Source organism: Acidovorax radicis N35 (genome assembly GCF_000204195.1).
GTDB lineage: Bacteria > Pseudomonadota > Gammaproteobacteria > Burkholderiales > Burkholderiaceae_C > Acidovorax > Acidovorax radicis.
Genome location: NZ_AFBG01000018.1, coordinates 505,123 through 523,260, shown reverse-complemented (window position 1 = coordinate 523,260; position 18,138 = coordinate 505,123). Strand labels below are relative to the sequence as shown.

The 18,138-nt window shown below is 65.3% G+C and carries 14 protein-coding genes; 5 read left to right on the top strand and 9 right to left on the bottom strand.

The annotated features are described in order from the left end of the window. Positions 1-37 precede the first annotated feature (37 nt). The 5 genes from uvrC to ARADN35_RS0108000 all read right to left on the bottom strand — a co-directional run bounded on the left by uvrC (position 38) and on the right by ARADN35_RS0108000 (position 6,434). Positions 38-2,044: an excinuclease ABC subunit UvrC gene (gene uvrC, locus ARADN35_RS0108020; protein WP_010460893.1), complete on the bottom strand. Its 2,007-nt coding sequence runs from the start codon at positions 2,042-2,044 to the stop codon at positions 38-40. Between the two features lie 117 nt (positions 2,045-2,161). Further along, entirely contained in the window at positions 2,162-3,145 is a 984-nt protein-coding gene (locus tag ARADN35_RS0108015) for a Bug family tripartite tricarboxylate transporter substrate binding protein (RefSeq protein WP_010460891.1), read from the bottom strand. A gap of 79 nt (positions 3,146-3,224) precedes the next feature. Then, entirely contained in the window at positions 3,225-4,205 is a 981-nt protein-coding gene (locus tag ARADN35_RS0108010; RefSeq protein WP_010460888.1) for a Bug family tripartite tricarboxylate transporter substrate binding protein, read from the bottom strand. Between the two features lie 46 nt (positions 4,206-4,251). Continuing rightward, positions 4,252-5,232 (bottom strand): hydroxymethylglutaryl-CoA lyase, encoded by a 981-nt coding sequence (locus ARADN35_RS0108005; protein WP_010460886.1) that lies wholly within the window; start codon positions 5,230-5,232, stop codon positions 4,252-4,254. Beyond that, a complete protein-coding gene (locus ARADN35_RS0108000) occupies positions 5,229-6,434 on the bottom strand; it encodes a CaiB/BaiF CoA transferase family protein (RefSeq protein ID WP_010460884.1) in 1,206 nt (401 codons plus the stop codon). Before ARADN35_RS0108000 ends, ARADN35_RS0108005 begins: the two co-directional genes overlap by 4 nt. Positions 6,435-6,570: 136 nt before the next feature. Here ARADN35_RS0108000 and ARADN35_RS0107995 point away from each other — a divergent pair, with 136 nt between their 5' ends. The 3 genes from ARADN35_RS0107995 to efp all read left to right on the top strand — a co-directional run bounded on the left by ARADN35_RS0107995 (position 6,571) and on the right by efp (position 9,332). Then, positions 6,571-7,473, top strand: a complete 903-nt coding sequence (locus ARADN35_RS0107995) for a LysR family transcriptional regulator (protein ID WP_010460882.1) — start codon at positions 6,571-6,573, stop codon at positions 7,471-7,473. Further along, positions 7,470-8,624 carry an elongation factor P maturation arginine rhamnosyltransferase EarP gene (gene earP / locus ARADN35_RS0107990; protein WP_010460881.1) on the top strand — a complete coding sequence of 385 codons (1,155 nt, stop codon included), beginning with the start codon at positions 7,470-7,472 and terminating at the stop codon, positions 8,622-8,624. Before ARADN35_RS0107995 ends, earP begins: the two co-directional genes overlap by 4 nt. Before the next feature lie 153 nt (positions 8,625-8,777). Further along, positions 8,778-9,332: an elongation factor P gene (efp, locus tag ARADN35_RS0107985; RefSeq protein WP_010460879.1), complete on the top strand. Its 555-nt coding sequence runs from the start codon at positions 8,778-8,780 to the stop codon at positions 9,330-9,332. Between the two features lie 129 nt (positions 9,333-9,461). Here the strand turns inward: efp and rimO are convergent, their stop codons facing one another. From rimO to ARADN35_RS0107970, 3 genes are all read right to left on the bottom strand, one after another. Continuing rightward, positions 9,462-10,853, bottom strand: a complete 1,392-nt coding sequence (gene rimO, locus ARADN35_RS0107980; RefSeq protein WP_010460877.1) for a 30S ribosomal protein S12 methylthiotransferase RimO — start codon at positions 10,851-10,853, stop codon at positions 9,462-9,464. A 179-nt stretch (positions 10,854-11,032) separates the two neighbouring features. Continuing rightward, positions 11,033-11,593, bottom strand: coding sequence for a polyhydroxyalkanoate synthesis repressor PhaR (gene phaR, locus ARADN35_RS0107975; protein WP_010460875.1), 561 nt, complete (start codon positions 11,591-11,593; stop codon positions 11,033-11,035). 420 nt (positions 11,594-12,013) lie between these two features. Beyond that, the gene (locus ARADN35_RS0107970) at positions 12,014-13,051 is read right to left on the bottom strand and encodes a helix-turn-helix domain-containing protein (RefSeq protein ID WP_139019181.1); all 1,038 of its coding nucleotides are present in this window, start codon (positions 13,049-13,051) and stop codon (positions 12,014-12,016) included. 314 nt (positions 13,052-13,365) lie between these two features. On the opposite strand from ARADN35_RS0107970, the gene ARADN35_RS0107965 reads away from it, so the two are divergent. After that, positions 13,366-15,027 (top strand): methyl-accepting chemotaxis protein, encoded by a 1,662-nt coding sequence (locus ARADN35_RS0107965; protein ID WP_010460873.1) that lies wholly within the window; start codon positions 13,366-13,368, stop codon positions 15,025-15,027. Here ARADN35_RS0107965 and ARADN35_RS0107960 read toward each other — a convergent pair. Further along, positions 15,021-16,607 (bottom strand): gamma-glutamyltransferase family protein, encoded by a 1,587-nt coding sequence (locus ARADN35_RS0107960; protein ID WP_010460872.1) that lies wholly within the window; start codon positions 16,605-16,607, stop codon positions 15,021-15,023. The two genes, ARADN35_RS0107965 and ARADN35_RS0107960, sit on opposite strands and share 7 nt — an antisense overlap. A gap of 216 nt (positions 16,608-16,823) precedes the next feature. Between ARADN35_RS0107960 and ARADN35_RS0107955 the strand changes: the two genes are divergently transcribed. Further along, positions 16,824-17,807, top strand: coding sequence for a tripartite tricarboxylate transporter substrate-binding protein (locus ARADN35_RS0107955; RefSeq protein ID WP_010460871.1), 984 nt, complete (start codon positions 16,824-16,826; stop codon positions 17,805-17,807). The last annotated feature ends 331 nt before the right edge of the window (positions 17,808-18,138 follow it).

The window sequence follows — 18,138 nt, the reverse complement described above, 5'->3', positions numbered from 1 at the left end:
TTGTGTCACGGCGCGGCAGCGGCGCTGTGGATAAGGCTTATCTCAACGCCCTATAAATTTCTTCCGCCAGTTCGCGCGAGATGCCATCCACCGTAACCAAGTCTTCCACACTGGCCGACGCCACCCCACGCACTCCCCCAAAACGCTGCAGCAACCGCGCCCGTTTTTTGGGCCCCACCCCCGCAATTTCTTCGAGCTGGCCACCGCCCACGCGCACCTTGGCGCGCGCAGCGCGCATGCCCGTGATGGCGAAGCGGTGGGCTTCATCGCGGATCTGCGCCACCAGCATCAGCGCAGCCGAGTCCTTGCCCAGATAAACCTTCTCGCGCCCATCGGCAAACACCAGCTCTTCCAGGCCCACTTTTCGGCCTTCGCCCTTCTCGACACCCACAATGCGCGTCAGATCCAGCCCCAGCGCGGTAAACACCTCGCGCGCCACGCCGACCTGGCCCTTGCCGCCATCGATGAGCACCAGGTCCGGCAGCCGCGCCACGCCTTTGGGCTTAGGGGGTTCGTCCCCTCCCGGCGCGGGGTTGGCCGCAAAGTCGATGCCACCGGCTTCACGCGCCGCCTCGGCCACCTTGCTGTAGCGGCGCGTCAGCACCTGGCGCATGGCGGCGTAATCGTCGCCGCCGGTAATGCCTTCGATCTTGTAGCGGCGGTATTCGCTGCTTTGCATCTTGTGGTGGTGGAACACCACGCACGATGCCTGGGTGGATTCGCCCGCCGTGTGCGAGATGTCGAAGCACTCGATGGTGAGCTGGTCGATGTCCTCGGGCGGCAGGTCCAGCGCCTCTACCAGTGCACGGGTGCGGGCTTGCTGCGAGCCTTCTTCGGCCAGAAGCCGGGCCAGTTGCAGGTCGGCGTTCTTCTGCGCCATGTCCAGCCAGGCGCGGCGTTGCTCGCGGGGCTGGTGGATCGCGGTCACGCGCACACCGGCCTGGTCGCCCAGTGCCTCCAGCAGCGCCTTGTCCACCGGTTCGCTGGTGACCAGCACCGGCGGCACCGGCACGCCGATGTAGTGCTGGGCGATGAAGGCCTCAAGCACCAGCACCTCGACCCGGCGAACGGGCCTGGCCGGCGCATTTTCATCGAAAACCTCAGCACCCTCGCCCCCCTCTTCCTCAAACACGGCAGCAGCGTCTTCCACATGCACCGGGAAATACGGCCGGTCTCCCAGATGCCGCCCACCGCGCACCATGGCCAGGTTCACGCAGGCACGGCCGCCTTGCACGCGCACGGCCAGGATGTCCACATCCTTGTCGTCCGCAATCTCGATGGACTGCTGGTGCAGCACGCGCGACAGCGCCTGGATCTGGTTGCGCACCTCGGCGGCCTGCTCAAATTCGAGCTTGTCGGAGTGCGCCATCATGCGCGCCTCCATGGCTTGCAGTACCTCCTGCGTTTCGCCGCGCAGCAGCGCCTCGGCATGCGACACGTCGGCGGCATAGGCCTCGGGTGAGATCAGGTCCACACACGGGCCAGTGCAGCGCTTGATCTGGAACAAAAGGCAGGGCCGCGTGCGGTTGGCAAACACGGTGTCTTCGCAGGTGCGCAGTCGAAACACCTTCTGCAGCAGCTGAATGGTTTCCTTGACCGCCCACGCACTGGGGTACGGGCCGAAATACCGATGGCGCTTGTCCACCGCCCCCCGGTAATACGCCATGCGCGGAAACAGCTGGCCGGGCGCGTTGCCGCTGGCCGCGGGTGTGCCGGTGATCTTGAGATACGGATAGCTCTTGTCGTCCCTGAACAGGATGTTGAACTTGGGGTTCAGCGTCTTGATGAGGTTGTTTTCGAGCAGCAACGCCTCGGCCTCGGAGCGCACCACCGTGGTCTCCATGCGCACGATCTTGCTGACCATGTGACCAATGCGGGTGCCACCATGGTTCTTCTGGAAGTAGCTGGACACCCGGCGCTTGAGGTTGAGCGCCTTGCCCACATACAGCAGCGCATCCTGCGCGTCGAAATAGCGGTACACACCCGGCAGCGCGGGCAGCGCAGCCACCTGCGCCAGGAGTTCTTCGGAATGCACATCAGACATGGCGCGTATTGTGGCCCCGCGCGCAGCCTGCCCCACTCACTATCAAATAAATAGCTGCTAGCGCCTATCCAGCGGGCGCCAGCAGGCTTTTTAATTCAATTTTCCGAATCCTCCGGATCACTCCGCCTCGATCTTGGAGGTTTTCACCACCGTGGCCCAGTTGGCCAGATCGGCCTTCACCTTGTCACCCAGCTGCGCGGGGGTCTGGTAGTCCGCCGTGGCGCCCTGCTCTTGTGCCTTTTGCTGGAAGGCCGGGTTCTGCACCACGGTGCGGATGTCGGCCGTGAGCTTGTCCACCACGGCCTTGGGTACGGCGGCGGGGGCAAACACCGCAAACCACGAGGTGGCATCGACCTTGGGGTAGCCCGCCTCGGCTGTGGTGGGCACATCGGGCAGGCTGGGCAGGCGCTGCTTGCCCGTCACGGCCAGCACGCGCAGCTTGCCGCTGGCGATGTGGGGCATGAAGGGGGGCGCGGTGCCGAATGTCAGGTCCACCTGGCCGCCCAGCAGGTCCTGCAGCGCGGGGCCCGTGCCTTTGTAGGGCACGTGGACCATCTTGATGGCGCCTTGCTGCTCCAGCATGGCACCCGTGACATGCTGCAACGATCCATTGCCCGACGAAGCGTAGTTGAGCTTGCCGGGATTGGCCTTGGCATAAGCGATGAGTTCAGCCAGCGTCTTCACCGGCAGGTCGTTGCGCACCACGATGATCTGCGGAGCCGAGATGACATTGGCCACAGGCTGAAAGTCGCTCTGCTCCCACTGCTTTTGTTTGGTGATGTGGGGCGAGATGACGTGGTAGCCCGAGTACTGCATGAGCAGCGTGTAGCCGTCGGCCTCGGCCCGCTTGACGGCGCTGGCCGCAATGTTGCCGTTGCCCCCGCCCTTGTTGTCTGCGATGACCGACTGGCCCAGCACCGGCGCAAGCGCCTGCGCCAGCATGCGGGCCGACAGGTCGGTGGTGCCACCGGCGGCGGTGGGCACCACCAGGGTCACGTTCTTGGACGGGTAAGCGCCCTGCGCCGCTGCGTGGCCGATGAAGCTGATGGCGGCCAGTGCGGCAAGGGCCAGGGTGGTGAACTGTTTGCGGGTGGTTTTCATGAAAGCGATGTCTCCGTTGTCGTTGTTGTGAAAGGTCTGAGTATCAAAAAGGCAGCAGGGTTCGACAGTCGTGCACCGCTCAATCTACCGTCGCGCCCGTGTCCTTGACCACACGGCTCCACTTGGGCAGGTCGGACTGCACCAGCGCCGCCAGCTGCGCCGCCGTACCCTTGAAGGGCTCGCAGCCCACGGTGGCCAGCTTGTCCACCACGTCTTTGTGCTCCAGCGCACGGGCCACCTCGGCCTGCAACTGCGCCACGATGGGCGCGGGCGTGCCGGCCGGGGCAAACAGCGCATACCAGGGCGCCTGGCCAAAGCCCTTGATCGTCTCACCAATGGTGGGCGCATCGGGCAGCGCGGCCACACGCTTTTCGTTGACCACGCCCAGCACCTTGAGCTTGCCCGCCTTGATGAAGGCAATGGCCGACGGCAGGCTTTGCACCGACAGCGGCACCTGCCCGCCCACCACATCGGTGGCGGCTGCCGCCGAACCTTTGTAAGGGATGTGCTGCAGCTGGATGCCTGCCGCCTTCTGCAGCATCTCGCCAATCAGGTGGTTCAGCGTGCCGTTGCCCGCCGAGGCAATCGAATATTTGCCGGGGCTGGCCTTGGCCAAAGCCACCATTTCGGCCACGGTATTAGCCGGGAAGGATGGATGCGCCACCAGCACATAGCCCGCCGTGGCCACGGGCGCCACGGGTGCGAAGTCCTTGACCGGATCGAACCCCGGGTTCTTGTACAGCGCAGGGCCGATCACATGGGCGCTGTCGGCCGTCAGCAGCAGGGTGTAGCCATCATTGCGCGCGCGGGCCGTGGCGCCGGTGGCCAGGGTGCCGCCCGCACCAGGGCGGTTGTCCACGATCACGCTCTGGCCCAGTTGTTCGCTGAGTTTTTGCGCCACCACGCGCGCAATGGCGTCGTTGGCGCCACCAGCGGCCTGGGGCACGACCACGGTGATGGGCTTGGAGGGGTATTTGTCCTGCGCGCCCGCAGCCAAAGCAGCGGAGCACAGCACGGCGGCGGTAAAGATGCGGCGGGACAGCGTCGTTTGAAATGTCATGGCTTTTGTCTCCTGGTGTTATGTATGAATGCAGGCTCGCCCGCATTCAGCGGGCAAGCGCCCTTTCGCGAATGGCTTCGAAATCCGCAGGCACCGGGTGCAGCGCCAGGCGCGGGCCCGCCTTGGCGATTTGGCTGGGAATGTCGTGGCCAATGAACGCAGGCAGTTGCTGCGCAGCGGCCACCAGTTGTGCCAGATCCACCCCGGTGTCATAGCCCATCAGCGCCAGCGCATGCACGATCTCTTCGCTGCACACATTGCCGCTGGCGCCCGGCGCATAGGGGCAGCCGCCCAGGCCGCCCAGCGAGGTATCGAACCGGTCCGCACCCGCGTCGATGGCCGCCAGCACATTGGCCAGCCCCATGCCGCGCGTGTTGTGGAAATGCAGGGTGAACTCCACCCCCTGCCAGCGTGCGCGGGCCGCCGCCGTGAGCTGGTGCACCTGCGTGGGGTAGGCCATGCCCGTGGTGTCGCACAGCGTGATGCCACGCGCGCCGAGGTCCACAAAGCGCTGCACCCAGCCGAACACATCGGCCTGGGCCACATCGCCTTCCATGGGGCAGCCGAACACGCAGGACAGCGACACATTCACCGCCACGTTGGCGCCCTGCGCCAGGGCCACCACTTGCGCCAACGCCGCAAACGACTGTTCCTGCGTCATGCGCAGATTGGCCAGGTTGTGCGTGGCGCTGACCGACATGACGAGATTCAGCTCGTCCGTGCGCGACTCGATGGCGCGCTCCGCACCGCGCAGATTGGGCACCAGCGCGGTGTAGACCGTGCCAGGGCTGTGCGTGATCTCGCGCATCACGATCTCGGCGTCTTTGAGCGCAGGGATGGCCGTGGGCGAGGTGAACGAGGTCACCTCGATCTTGGACAGGCCCGCCGCCGACAGTGCGTTGCACAGCGCGATCTTGTCGGCCGTGGGCACAAAGGCCTTCTCCATCTGCAGGCCGTCGCGCAGACCGACTTCCTGCATGTAGATGCGGCGGCCTGCGCCCTGCCACACCGTCTTGGATGCGCTCATTGAATCACCCCTTTGCTGCGCAACAGCGCAATCTGTTCGGCCGTGAGGCCAGCCTCGGCCAGCACTGCATCGGTGTCGTCGCCCAGGTGCGGCGCGCTGCTGCGGATGCTGCCCGGCGTGGCCGAGAGCTTGGGCACGATGCCAGGCACTTCCACGCTGTAGCCATCGCGCGTCTGCTGGGTCAGCAGCATGTCGCGGGCGCGGTAGTGCGGGTCTTCGGCAATGTCTTTGGCGGTGTAGACCTTGCCTGCAGGCACGCGGGCGGCGCCCAATGCATCCAGCACCTGCTGCACGGTGCGCTGCGCGCTCCAGGCGCCAATCGCAGCGTCGATCTCTTCCACACGTGCCACGCGGCCGGTGTTGTTGGCCAGGTCGGGCGCGGCGCCCAGGTCAGGCCTGCCAATCGCATCCATCAACCGCTTGAAAATGCTGTCGCCATTGCCCGCCACCAGCACCCAGCCGTCCTGGCAGGGGTAGGCGTTGCTCGGTGCAATGCCCGGCAGCGCGCTGCCTGCGGCCTCGCGCACGGCGCCGAAGGCGCTGTACTCAGGGATCAGGCTTTCCATCACATTGAACACGGCCTCGTGCAGCGCCACGTCGATCACCTGGCCCTGGCCACCGTTGACCTTGCGGTGGTACAGCGCCGTGAGCACACCGATGGTGCCGTGCAGTGCCGCCAGCGTGTCGCCGATGGACACGCCCACACGCACCGGCACGCGGCCGGGCTCGCCCGTCAGGTGGCGCAGGCCGCCCATGGCCTCGCCGATGGCACCAAAACCCGGCAGGTCGCGGTAGGGGCCCGTCTGGCCGTAGCCCGAGATGCGCAACATGACCAAGCCAGGATTGAGCGCGTGCAACTCTTCGGGCGACATGCCCCAGCCTTCGAGCGTGCCGGGGCGGAAGTTCTCGACCAGCACATCGGCCTCGGCAATCAGCTGGCGGGCTATTGTTTGGCCTTCCTTCTGGCGCAGGTCCAACGCCACCGAACGTTTGTTGCGCGACTGCACCTGCCACCAGACGGAGGTGCCTTCCTTGATGAGGCGCCAGTTGCGCAGCGGGTCTCCCGTCTCCGGGGCCTCGATCTTGATCACGTCGGCGCCAAACTCGCCCAGCGTCTTGCCGCAGAACGGCCCGGCGATGAGCTGGCCCATTTCGATGACACGCACGCCTTGCAGTGCGGCGGGGGAAGCAATGGAATCCATGGAAATGTGTGTCTCCTGCAGGCCTCGCACAGAGGCGGTTCGGTGCGAATCATGCGCAGCACGCGCGGCGCCGTAAATCGCTCAAGCACGAAGCTGCCATCGCAAACCGGCATGGCGGGGGTAACATCCACGATCCATGAAACTCGACCCCGTCTCCCTGCGCCTGTTTGTGGCCGTCATGGAAGAAAACACCATCGCTGCCGCTGCCGCGCGCGAGCACCTGGCCGCCTCGGCCGTGAGCCGCCGCCTGGCCGACCTGGAAGACGCGCTGCAGGTGGCGCTGTTCACCCGCAGCAACAAAGGCACCGAGCCTACCGCCGCTGCCTTTGCGTTGCTGAACCTGGCGCGTGGCGTGCTCAACGACCTGGACGGCATCGCCACGCAGATGCGCGAATACGGCACCGGCGTGCGCGGCCATGTGCGCGTGGTGGCCAACATCTCGGCCATCACACAGTTTCTGCCAGCCGAGCTGCAGAGCTTTTTGGCGCAACACCCGCAGGTAGACGTGCGGCTCCAGGAGCAGATCAGCACATCAATAGCCCATTCAGTGGCCGAGAACGCGGCCGACGTGGGCATCCTCAATGAAGGCAACTACGGCGAACGCGTGACGCTGCTGCCCTACCGCACCGACGAACTGGTGCTGGTGGTGCCCACAGGCCACGCGCTGGCACGGCGCAAGTCCGTGCGGCTGGCAGACGCCCTGCCCTTCGACTTTGTGGGCGTACACCCGGGCAGCGCCATCAACAACCAGCTGACCCGCGCGGCGTCCGAGGCGGGCCTGCCACTGCGCCTGCGCATGCAGGTCACCAGCTACGACGCGCTGTGCCTCATGGTCAACGCGGGCCTGGGCGTGGGCGTGCTGCCCCGTGGCAGTGCCGCCCTGTACCAGGGCACGCTGGCCATCCGCACCATCACGCTGAACGAGCCGTGGGCGCAGCGGCGGCTGGCGCTGTGTGTGCGGTCCGAAGAATCGCTCTCCAGCGTTGCCCGGCTGCTGGTGGAGCACCTGCGCTCGCAGCCACCGACGCCCTCCCTATGAACCATCCTCTGCCGCCCCTGCAGTGGGATGTGTTCTGCCGCGTGATCGACAACTTTGGCGACATCGGCGTGTGCTGGCGCCTGGTGGCGCAGCTGGCCGCACGGGGTCACCGCGTGCGCCTGTGGGTTGACGATGCCTCGGCCCTGCAGTGGATGGCGCCCACAGGCTGCCCGGGTGTGGAGCTGCGCGCCTGGGGTTCGCCACCGCCCGGCCCCGATGAGGCCTCGCCCGATGTGATGGTGGAGGCCTTCGGTTGCGACATTGCTCCTGAATTCATAGCTTACAGCGCCTACCAATCAAGCGCTAGAGGCCAAAAAGACCGAAAACCTGTCTGGATCAACCTGGAATACCTGTCGGCCGAAAGCTACGTGGAGCGCCATCACAAGCTGTCCTCGCTGCTCTCGTCCGGCCCCGGTGCAGGCTGGACACGCTGGTTCTTCTACCCGGGCTTCACGCCCGCCACGGGCGGCTTGCTGCGCGAGCGCGGCCTGATGGCACGGCGCGAGGCGTTTGACCGCAGCGCCTGGCACGCAAAGCACGCGTCGGCGTTCGGGCTGGGCGATGGTGGCCCAGAGCAGCGCTGGGTTTCGCTGTTCTGCTACGAACCCGCCGCCCTGCCGGAGCTGTTGTGGCACTGCCAGGCACAGCCCACGCAGTTGCTGGTGACACCGGGCCGCCCCACGGCCGCCGTGCGGGCAGCGCTGGCGGAGCACGGCGTCCAAAATATGAAACAAATTGGCCACCAGCGCTTATCTGGCGGGCGCGAGCAGCTATTGATTTCATACCTCCCCCCCCGCCCCCAGCCCGCGTTTGACGAGATGTTGTGGGCCTGCGACTTCAATGCCGTGCGTGGCGAAGACTCGCTGGTGCGTGCGCTCTGGGCCGGGCAGGCGCTGGTCTGGCAGATCTACCCGCAGCACGACAACGCCCACCACGATAAGCTCTGGGCGTTTCTGGACTGGCTGCAGGCCCCCGCGTCCCTTCGGCAATTCCACGCCACCTGGAACGGGCTGGACACCGCGCCGCTGCAATGGCCCGACGACGACACCCTGGCCGAGTGGACGGCATGCATTCAGGCTGCCCGCGCGCGCCTGCTGACGCAGGACAACCTCGTTGCACAACTTTTGGGCTTTGTCGCCGAAAAACGGTAAAATCCGAGGCTTTGCGCAAAACAGGTACGGCATGTCAGTGCCCCCACCCCGCGCATTCCCGCCGCGGAACATGCATCGGCAGGGCAAACCAGCAGATCCATCCGCCAGTTTGCCGGCCCGTGCGTTGAGCGGCCCCAACCCAAGCAACATGCTATGAAAATCGCTCAAGAAATCCGCGCCGGCAACGTCATCATGCACGGCAAGGACCCCATGGTCGTCCTGAAGACCGAATACGCCCGCGGCGGCCGCGGTGCCGCCACCGTGCGCATGAAGCTCAAGAGCCTGATCGGCAACTTCGGCACGGAAAACGTGTTCAAGGCCGACGACAAGATCGACAACGTGATCCTGGACAAGAAGGAGTGCACCTACTCCTATTTCGCCGACCCCATGTATGTCTGCATGGACACCGAGTTCAACCAGTACGAAGTCGAAGCCGAAAACATGGGCGACGCACTGAACTACCTGGAAGACGGCATGGCCCTCGAAGTGGTGTTCTACGACGGCAAGGCCATTTCGGTCGAACTGCCCACCAGCGTCGAGCGCGAAATCACCTGGACGGAACCTGCCGTCAAGGGTGACACGTCCGGCAAGGTGCTCAAGCCCGCCAAGATCGCCACCGGCTTCGAAGTGCCTGTGCCCCTGTTCGTCAGCCAAGGCGACAAGATCGAAATCGACACCCGCACCGGCGAATACCGCAAGCGCGTGTAATTCCCCCTGTGCAGTTCTCCCTGTCGGGAGAACGCCCACAAAAAAGGCTTCCCGAGGGAAGCCTTTTTTATTGATTTTGGCCGCCAGCGCTTATTCATAAAGCGCCTGCAGCTATCAATTACGCAGCAATCAGATGGGTTGCGCCACCAGATCGTGCCCCCGCACGCCCACGATGCGGGCCTTGGTGAACTCGCCCACCTTCATCGTCTTGCTGATCTTCTCAGGCGGCAGCAGCTGCACGGTCCCGTCGATCTCGGGCGCATCGGCATAAGTGCGGCCCACGCCCCCCTTGCGGCCCAGGCCTGGGGCGGAATCGACCAACACCTGCATGGTGGCGCCCACGCGGCGCTGCAGCTTGGCAATCGACACTTCTTCGGCCACGGCCATGAAGCGGGCGCGGCGTTCCTCGCGCACTGCCATGGGCAGCATGCCAGGCAGCTCGTTGGCGGCGGCACCGCTCACATCGCTGTAGGCGAAACAGCCGGCACGGTCGATCTGAGCCTCGCGCACGAAGTCCAGCAGGTGCGCAAATTCTTCTTCCGTCTCACCGGGGAAGCCGGCGATGAAGGTGCTGCGGATGACCAGCTCGGGGCAGACCTCGCGCCAGCGCTGGATGCGTTCCAGGTTGCGCTCGCCGCTGGCGGGGCGCTTCATGCGCTTCAAGACATCGGGGTGGCTGTGCTGCAGCGGCACATCCAGGTAGGGCAGCACGCGGCCCGTGGCCATCAGGGGCAGCACGTCGTCCACGCTCGGGTAGGGGTACACGTAGTGCAGGCGTACCCAGGCGCCGTAGGGCTCGGCGATCTCGCCCAGGGTCTGCACCAGCTCCAGCATGCGCGTCTTCACGGGCTTGCCGTCCCAGAAGCCGGTGCGGTACTTCACGTCCACACCGTAGGCCGAGGTGTCCTGGCTGATCACCAGCAGCTCCTTCACGCCGCCTTCGAACAAGGCCTTGGCCTCGCTGAGCACATCGCCGATGGGTCGCGACACCAGGTCGCCGCGCATCGACGGGATGATGCAGAAGGTGCAGCGGTGGTTGCAGCCCTCGCTGATCTTGAGATAGGCGTAGTGCTTGGGCGTGAGCTTGATGCCGGCAATGCCAAAGCCGCCGGGCACCAGATCCACAAACGGATCATGGGGCTTGGGCAGGTTCAGGTGGACAGCATCCATCACTTCCTGCGTGGCATGCGGACCGGTCACAGCCAGCACGCTGGGGTGCATCTTGCGCACCATGTTGCCACCGTCTTCACCGGTGCGTGCGCCCAGGCAGCCAGTGACGATGACCCGGCCGTTCTCGGCCAGCGCCTCGCCAATCGTGTCCAGGCTTTCCTTGACGGCGTCGTCAATGAAACCGCAGGTGTTGACGATGACCAGGTCTGCACCGTGGAACGTCTTGGAGGTTTCGTAACCCTCAGCGCTCAGTTGCGTGAGGATCAGTTCGGAATCGGTCAGCGCCTTTGGGCAGCCCAGGCTGACAAATCCGACTTTGGGTGTTTTCGTGGGGGACAGTACTTCGCTCATATCCCCGTATTGTCCCAGTTCCGGCGTTGAACCGTGGGTTTGCCCCTTCACCGCAGTGACTACCGCGCCTTGCAGACCCAGAAAAGAGCACGATCAAAGCCAATGTCGCCATGCAAGGGCCGCCCCGCCGCACGGACGGCGCCCCCTTTGGGAGGAGAAGCCGCGAAGCGACCCTGTGGTTACCTTTTTAAGCCAAAAGCGCCCAACATCTGCTCCGTCTGCTTTTGCATCTGCTCCTGCATTTGCGTGAGCATGGACTGCGACTGCTCCACATAGTTGCCCATCATGCCCTTGAGCATGGGCGACTGCAGGTTCATGAACTGCGCCCACATCTCCGGCGTCACGCTTTGTGACTGCTCGGCCAGCTTGGCCTGCACGTCGGTGAAGGCCTGCACGTTCTTCTCGAGATAGGCGCCCATGAAGCCCTGCATGGCATGGCCATAAAAACGGATGATGTTGGCCAAGACAGCCTCGGTAAACATCGGCGCGCCACCGGCCTCTTCTTCCAGAATGATCTGCAGCAAGATGCTGCGTGTGAGGTCTTCCCCTGTCTTGGCGTCGCGCACCACCACCTGCTGGTTGGCCATGACAAGCTGGCGCACTTCAGCCAAGGTGATGTAGGTGGAGGTGTCTGTGTCATACAGACGGCGATTGGGATACTTCTTGATGACACGCTGGACCGACTTGGATGCAGCGCTTTTCTGTTCGGACACAACGAACTCCTCGGGCTCAGAACCCATGTATTGCAGTGCAGCACATTCTAGGGAGAGTGCGCCACGGCAGCGGCAAAGGAATACCCTGATCGTGGACTGGAAGCTGCTGTCGCGGCCGCGACAGCAGCTTTTCGCGTAGCTTTGCCGCAGCGCGTGTCGACTTGAAGGTTTTCATGACCGCTCGGCGGCGTCACCAAGAAAAAAAAGCCTGTTCAGCGCAGCAACTGTCCCTGGCGCTCAAGCGCCAACAAGATCCGCACACTCGTCAGGCCTAGCCCGCCAAAGGTGAGCAATGCAAGCCCCCCACGGAGCTGCGCTTCATGCCACCCCTGCGAAACCACTGACCGGCCCGCGCTAGCTCACTCAGTACCCTATCTTGACGCCACCACCAGCACTGCCATGGTGGATGCCAGCGCAGCAGGCTAGAAGACCCGGATGAAGCCGCCGTCAGGAGACCGATGATCTGCACCCAGGGAGGACGCGCATTCTGCTGGATTTGAGCGTATGCGAGGGGAGTTCCGCGAACTGGCGCTTGTAGTCCGCCGAGAATTGCCCCAAATGCCAAAAACCCCACAACGCTGCGACATCCTGGACGCCAACACGCAAATCCAGTTCCGATCGAAGTTGGCGTCGCACGCCGTTGAGGCGTAGCACCCTCAAATACCGTGCGGGACTCATGCCCAGAATCTCTTGAAAGCAATAGTTGAGCTTGCGGTGGCTGGCTCCGACATGACTACACACCTCCATTAGCGATGGCGGGCTATCGGCTCTTTCCAGCATCATTTCCCGGGCGCGGTTGACGATGCGGCGGCGTGAAGCGATCGACTTCAGGTGAGAAGTGTCCGTCTCCCACGGCAGCGCATCCAGAAACGCCAGCAACATATCGTCCCGAACCCGCTCCAGGACAGATTCGCTGTTCTCGGCACTGCAAAAGTTGGACTCGGCATTGGACAGCACGCTGTTGAGACGAGCGCGCAGCCCGTCAGCGACTTCGCGCCCCACACAAACCGCCACCTGCTGGTTCAGCCAAGATGCCAAAGGGCGGTCGAAGATTCGCAGCGATACCTCATTGACGTAGTCGCAGTCCACAGACAGTGCACCGATCTGAGAGGCAGTGGTGTTGCAAAGATCCAGGTCGTCCCCACGCCCTACCAGCAGCGCGTTCGCGTCGAGGCGTTGACCGTTGCAGATAGCCTCGCCATCGGGCTGCAGCACCAGGGCAAAGCCATACATGTCCCGGCCGATCTCGCCACGCTGGCGCACCGATCGGTTCATGGTTTCCTTGACCATGTAGGCACCAGGCAGGTGAATCTGTTCCACACGGCCATGGAAGGCGCCTTCCGACAGCTGCTCGTACTGCAATGCCCACTCCGGCAGCGAACCCGCATGCTCTTCGACATCCGCCGTGTCGGCACAGCAATGCCACGCAGCGGGCGGCAATTTTTCATCGGGGACGGAACAGTTCTCGAAAGGGGTACTTGCCACAATGGCCTCCTGAGCAGGATTGCCTGGTCACAGGCACTGCCGGCTGAAATATCAGGGAAGGTGTGGCAAGAACCACCTCGCGCAAACCCTAGTCCCCGGCGGCACAACCGCGTGCCGAAACAGGCGGGAAGTGCCGTGAACCAATGCACGGGCTGTGCCAGCCGGGCCCTGCCCTGTCCACGTCCTCGGCAAGATTGCAGGAATTCGATAGCGCCAGCACAGGGGCCGCACCTATCGTCGAGGACGCAGCGATACCCATCGCGGCGTTCCGCCAGGCTTTGCCCTCCGCTTCCTACACTCCATTCGCCGTGCACATGCCCTTCTTTTCCCGCTCCAGCGCCGTGCGCGAGCCCTCCACGGCCCCCGATCCCGCGGGCGCGCCCGGCTCCCGGCTCGGTGGCCAACTGGAGCGGGCGCTGGGACGCACCGTGGCGCTCCTGCAGTACACCGCCGACAGCCACGATGCCCTGGGCGACGTGTTCACCGAAATAGACAGCCGCTCCCGGACGGTGATCGAGGAACTCGAGGCGATGCGCACCACGATGGAGCAGTCCCGGCAAGCTGCGCAGGAAAAGACACTGGCCAGCACCGAGCGCCTCTCCGCGCTCTCGCACCAGACCATTGGCTCGCTCACGCAACTGTCAGCCGATCTGGACAAGCGCATGGAACGCATTGGTGCGGTCATGGAAACCATAGAGCGCTCGAGCAGCGAGCTGTCCTTGCTGGCCATCAACAGCGGCATACAGGCCGCGCACGGCGGCGAGGCTGGCCGGGCCTTCGGTGTGCTTGCCACCCGCATGCGCAACCTGGCAGAGCGATCCTCGCTGGACGCCCGGCAGGTGGCCCAGTTGCTGGACTTTTCTCCGTTTCGCGCCAGCTTCGCGCAGTTCAACACCACGCTGGCGCACAGCATCGGCGATGCCGACCAGCGCATATCCGGCGCACTCCATTCCGTGTCTGCCAGCCAGAGCGAGATGGCGCAGCGCATGGACGAAATGGAGGCGCACACGCGCGCCATACCCGACATGCTGGCCAATGCGCGCGACGCCATTGAGCGAGGCCGCCGTGTGCTGGAGATTGCCGGCGAAGGCTGCACGCAGATGCAAGAGGCCTGCCACGGCCCCCGTGCGCTGGCAGCCGCGGCGCAGCGGATCGGAGCGCCCACAGGAAGCAGCGTCTCCGTGCTCGATTCCGTGCGGGGCAGGGGCGTGCTGCGGGTCGCCATCGAGCCGCGTGCCTGGGGCATGAGCTTTCGCGCCCGGGGTGCATCCCAGCCACGGGGCCTGGACGTCGACCTGGCACACGCATTCGCCCGGAGGCTGGGGGTGGCCGTGGAGTTCGTGGAACGCCCGTGGCTCGAATGTCCCTGGCTGCTCATGGCCGGCGCGCCCGCGGGCGCTGCAGCAGACGTCATGTGGAGCGCCCTGGTGCCCGCCCCCATCTTTCATCGCGTGGCGTTTTCCGAGCCCTATGTGCACTTTCGCTATGTGCTGGTTCGCAGGCGAGGCGAGGCGCGCTTCACCGACATCGGCTCGCTGGCCGGGTACACGCTGGGGGCCATGCCGGACCCGGCCGTGCCCGATCTCCTGCATGCCCATGGTGTCCACTGGGGCCGCGACAAGCCGCAGGCCGATGCCCACCGGCTGAAGAACCTGCTGGTCTTTCCATCGCTCACCGAAGTGTTCGATGCGCTGTGCGCGGGGCGGGTGGATGCCCTGCTGCTGGAGCAGACCATGGCCGGCTGGGTCTGCGCAGCACCCGACAGCCCCTGGACGGGCCGGCTGGAGGTGCAGGCGGCTGCACCCACCGACCCGGTGTTCCACTACACGGTGGGGGTCTGCGGCGACCCCGGAGCCGACACCATGCGCGCGGAACTCAATGCGTTCATCCACGACCTTCAAGGCGCACCCGACTACAGCCTGCTCCTGAAGCGCTGGCACATCGCGCCGGCACACGGGCAGGCGGCCCTTCAATAGCCCACCGCCTGGCCATCGCGGCGGCCATCGGAAGCAGCGACGTAGTAGCCCTGCGCACGCTGAACGATCTGGGCCGCGCCAAAGTCCAGGTGCCCCGTGGGAAGCGCCTGCACGGCGTGCCCCCGCTCCTGCAGGCCTTGCGCGACCGCCTCGGGCATGTGGGTCTCCAGCTTCACGCTATGGTCCACCGGCGAGACCATGAAACGCGGCGCATCGTTCATGGCCTGGGGAGCTTGCCCGAAGTCGGCCAGGCGCGACAGCATCTGCACGTGCCCCTGGGCCTGCATGAATCCCCCCATCACCCCGAACGCCATCAAGGGCTCACCCGCGGAGTCGGTGACAAAACCCGGGATGATGGTGTGCAAGGGGCGCTTGCCTGGCGCCACCTGGTTGGGGTGGCCCGGCTCCAGGCTGAAGTTCCAGCCCCGGTTGTGCAGTGCTATCCCGGTTCCCGGGACCACCACCCCCGACCCGAAGGCATAGTAGTTGGACTGGATCAGCGAGACCATCATGCCATTGGCATCTGCTGCAGCGAGATAGACGGTACCCCCGGATTTGGGCGCACCGGGCGTTGGCGCCTGGGCGCGGTGCGGGTCGATCAGGCGTGCGCGCCGCGCAAGGTAGTCCAGGTCCAGCAGTTGCGCGGTGGTGCACTGCATGTGCGCGGGGTCGGCCACATGGGCATGCAGATCGGCAAAGGCAAGCTTCATGGCCTCGATCTGCAGGTGTGCTGCTGCCGCGGTGTCCAGGCCTGCCTCGCGCATGTCGAAGTGCTCGAGCATTCCCAACGCCATGAGTGCGGCGATGCCCTGCCCGTTGGGGGGAATCTCATGCAAGGTGAGCCCACGGTAGCGCTGTGCCACAGGTGTCACCCACTGCGGCTGCTGGGCAGCCAGGTCTGCCTCGGTCAGTGCACCGCCCGTTGCGCGTGCATGGGCAGCAATGCGCTCGGCCAAGGCTCCGCGATAGAAGGAATCGCCGCCCGTGGCTGCGATGTCAGCCAGTGTCCTGGCCTGGTCGGGAAAGCGCCACCATTCGCCAGCCACCGGTGCGCGTCCTGCGCGCAGGAAGGCCGCGTCAAAGCCGGGCTGGCCGCGCACCAGGTCGGCCAGCAGAGGCCAGACCGAGGCGATGAAAGGCGACACCGCGAATCCGTTGTCCGCATAGTCGATGGCGCTCTCAAACAGCCGCGCGAATGGCAAGCGACCAAACCGCTCCGACAGGGCGCGCCAGCCGGATACCTGGCCTGGCACGGTGACCGCATCCCAACCGTTGCGCGGCATCTGCGCAAGGCCGGCAAACCGCTCAGGGTTCCACGCGGCGGGCGCAGCGCCCGTCGCGTTCAGGCCGTGCAGCCTCCCCTGGTCCCACACCATCGCATAGAGATCACCGCCTATGCCATTCATGATCGGCTCCACCACCGTGAGCGTGATGGCGGCGGCCAATGCCGCGTCCACGGCATTGCCCCCGGCTTGCAGCACACGCAGCCCGGCCTGGGCCGCCAGGGGCTGCGTGGTGGTGACGGTGTTGCGCGCCAGGGTCGGCGTGCGGTGCGAGGGATAGGGCGATGTCCAGTTCATGGCAATGGCAAGGGATGGCGCAGACAGTGCGGAAACCCAGCGTAGCCCCGCGTACAAGCCGCCGCAAGCGTGCAGGCGGGGGTTCTGCGCACTTGCAACAGACGCAACCACATTTGCAGGATTTCGATAACGGTGCGTTCTTCGCAGGAATAACCTGGGCCCCGGCCACGCTGCCATGCAGCTTGCAGCCCCACCCCTACAGCGAAGGACAGTGCCATGCCCGATCCCACTCTCCTCCCCTGCCTGCGCCGCAGCCTGGTCATCGCACTGGCTGCGGCATGCGCCGCGCCAGCCGCCTGGGCGCAGTCGACAGATACGCCCGCCCGCATCGTCGTCGGCTTCCCGGCTGGCGGCTCGGCCGACGCCGTTGCGCGCCTGCTCACCGAAAAGCTGTCGGCCCAACTGGGCCGCCCCGTGATCGTTGACAACCGGCCGGGCGCAGGCGGGCGGATCGCCGCAGCCGCGCTCAAGTCCGCTCCGAGCGACGGGAGCGTGGTGATGCTGGCGCCCGAAGCGCTCACGGTCACCAACCCCCTGGTCTTCCGCAAGCTCGCATACACGGTGTCCGATCTCGCTCCCATCTCGATGGTGGCGGAGTTTCCGTACGTCCTGGCGGCCGGCAGTGTCGCTGGCGCCAAGACCTTGCCAGACTTCGTGAAGTGGGCGCGCCAGTCACCGGAGCGCGCCAGCTTCGGGTCGCCTGCGGCAGGCAGCCCCCTGCACTTCTTCGGCTTGCTGGTGGGCCAGGTCACGCAGTTGCCGATGGTGCACGTGCCCTTCCAGGGCGGTGCACCCCTGGTCACCGCCATGGCAGGCGGCCATGTTCCAGCAGGCATCAACACCCTGGGTGACATGCTGGAGATGCACCGCAGCGGCAAGGTGCAGGTGCTGGCAGTGTCAGGCCGCGAGCGCGCGCCGCTTCTCCCGGATGTGCCGACCTTTGCGGAGAGCGGCTACCCGGGAACCCAGGTGAAAGGCTGGTACGGTCTGTATGCACCGGCCGCCACATCGCCTGCAGCCATTGCGCAGTGGAACACCGCGCTGCGCAAGGTGCTGGCTGAGCGTGATGTGTATGCGCGGTTGATGGCCATTGGCCTGCAGCCCAAACCAAGCTCCCCGGCAGAACTGCGCACGGCCCAGGAAGCCGGCGCTGCGGTATGGGCTCCCATCGTCAAGGCATCCGGCTTCTACCTGGACTGACAGGCCAGGCATTCGACCCCCCCCATGGCCATCGCCCGCAATCGGCGATGGCTTTTTCATGGCCGCGCCAGTGTGGTCTGCACTGTGCGCCTGGCCGCATTCCTTCCTGACGTCCTGGTGGCCTGAGTGCGGCGTCTTCCGGATCCATGCGAGCCCCTTTTCCCCAGGCTGCGCAAGCGTGATTGCGGGTCGCCGCAATGCCAATCCATGCACCGCGCCAGGGCAGGCATCGGGCTGCACCGCACCGAACTGAGCCCCTCTCACCCGCTGGGTTCAACGCGCGCGCACCAGCGCAGGGCAACGGCGTTGGCGCTGAGCGGCTGCACCCGAA

Excerpts from the sequence above, each read along its gene's own strand:
- uvrC (WP_010460893.1), bottom strand. The coding sequence starts at position 2,044 with ATGTCTGATGTGCATTCCGAAGAACTCCTGGCGCAGGTGGCTGCGCTG.
- ARADN35_RS0108015 (WP_010460891.1), bottom strand. The coding sequence starts at position 3,145 with ATGAAAACCACCCGCAAACAGTTCACCACCCTGGCCCTTGCCGCACTG.
- ARADN35_RS0108010 (WP_010460888.1), bottom strand. The coding sequence starts at position 4,205 with ATGACATTTCAAACGACGCTGTCCCGCCGCATCTTTACCGCCGCCGTG.
- ARADN35_RS0108005 (WP_010460886.1), bottom strand. The coding sequence starts at position 5,232 with ATGAGCGCATCCAAGACGGTGTGGCAGGGCGCAGGCCGCCGCATCTAC.
- ARADN35_RS0108000 (WP_010460884.1), bottom strand. The coding sequence starts at position 6,434 with ATGGATTCCATTGCTTCCCCCGCCGCACTGCAAGGCGTGCGTGTCATC.
- ARADN35_RS0107995 (WP_010460882.1), top strand. The coding sequence starts at position 6,571 with ATGAAACTCGACCCCGTCTCCCTGCGCCTGTTTGTGGCCGTCATGGAA.
- earP (WP_010460881.1), top strand. The coding sequence starts at position 7,470 with ATGAACCATCCTCTGCCGCCCCTGCAGTGGGATGTGTTCTGCCGCGTG.
- efp (WP_010460879.1), top strand. The coding sequence starts at position 8,778 with ATGAAAATCGCTCAAGAAATCCGCGCCGGCAACGTCATCATGCACGGC.
- rimO (WP_010460877.1), bottom strand. The coding sequence starts at position 10,853 with ATGAGCGAAGTACTGTCCCCCACGAAAACACCCAAAGTCGGATTTGTC.
- phaR (WP_010460875.1), bottom strand. The coding sequence starts at position 11,593 with ATGGGTTCTGAGCCCGAGGAGTTCGTTGTGTCCGAACAGAAAAGCGCT.
- ARADN35_RS0107965 (WP_010460873.1), top strand. The coding sequence starts at position 13,366 with ATGCCCTTCTTTTCCCGCTCCAGCGCCGTGCGCGAGCCCTCCACGGCC.
- ARADN35_RS0107960 (WP_010460872.1), bottom strand. The coding sequence starts at position 16,607 with ATGAACTGGACATCGCCCTATCCCTCGCACCGCACGCCGACCCTGGCG.
- ARADN35_RS0107955 (WP_010460871.1), top strand. The coding sequence starts at position 16,824 with ATGCCCGATCCCACTCTCCTCCCCTGCCTGCGCCGCAGCCTGGTCATC.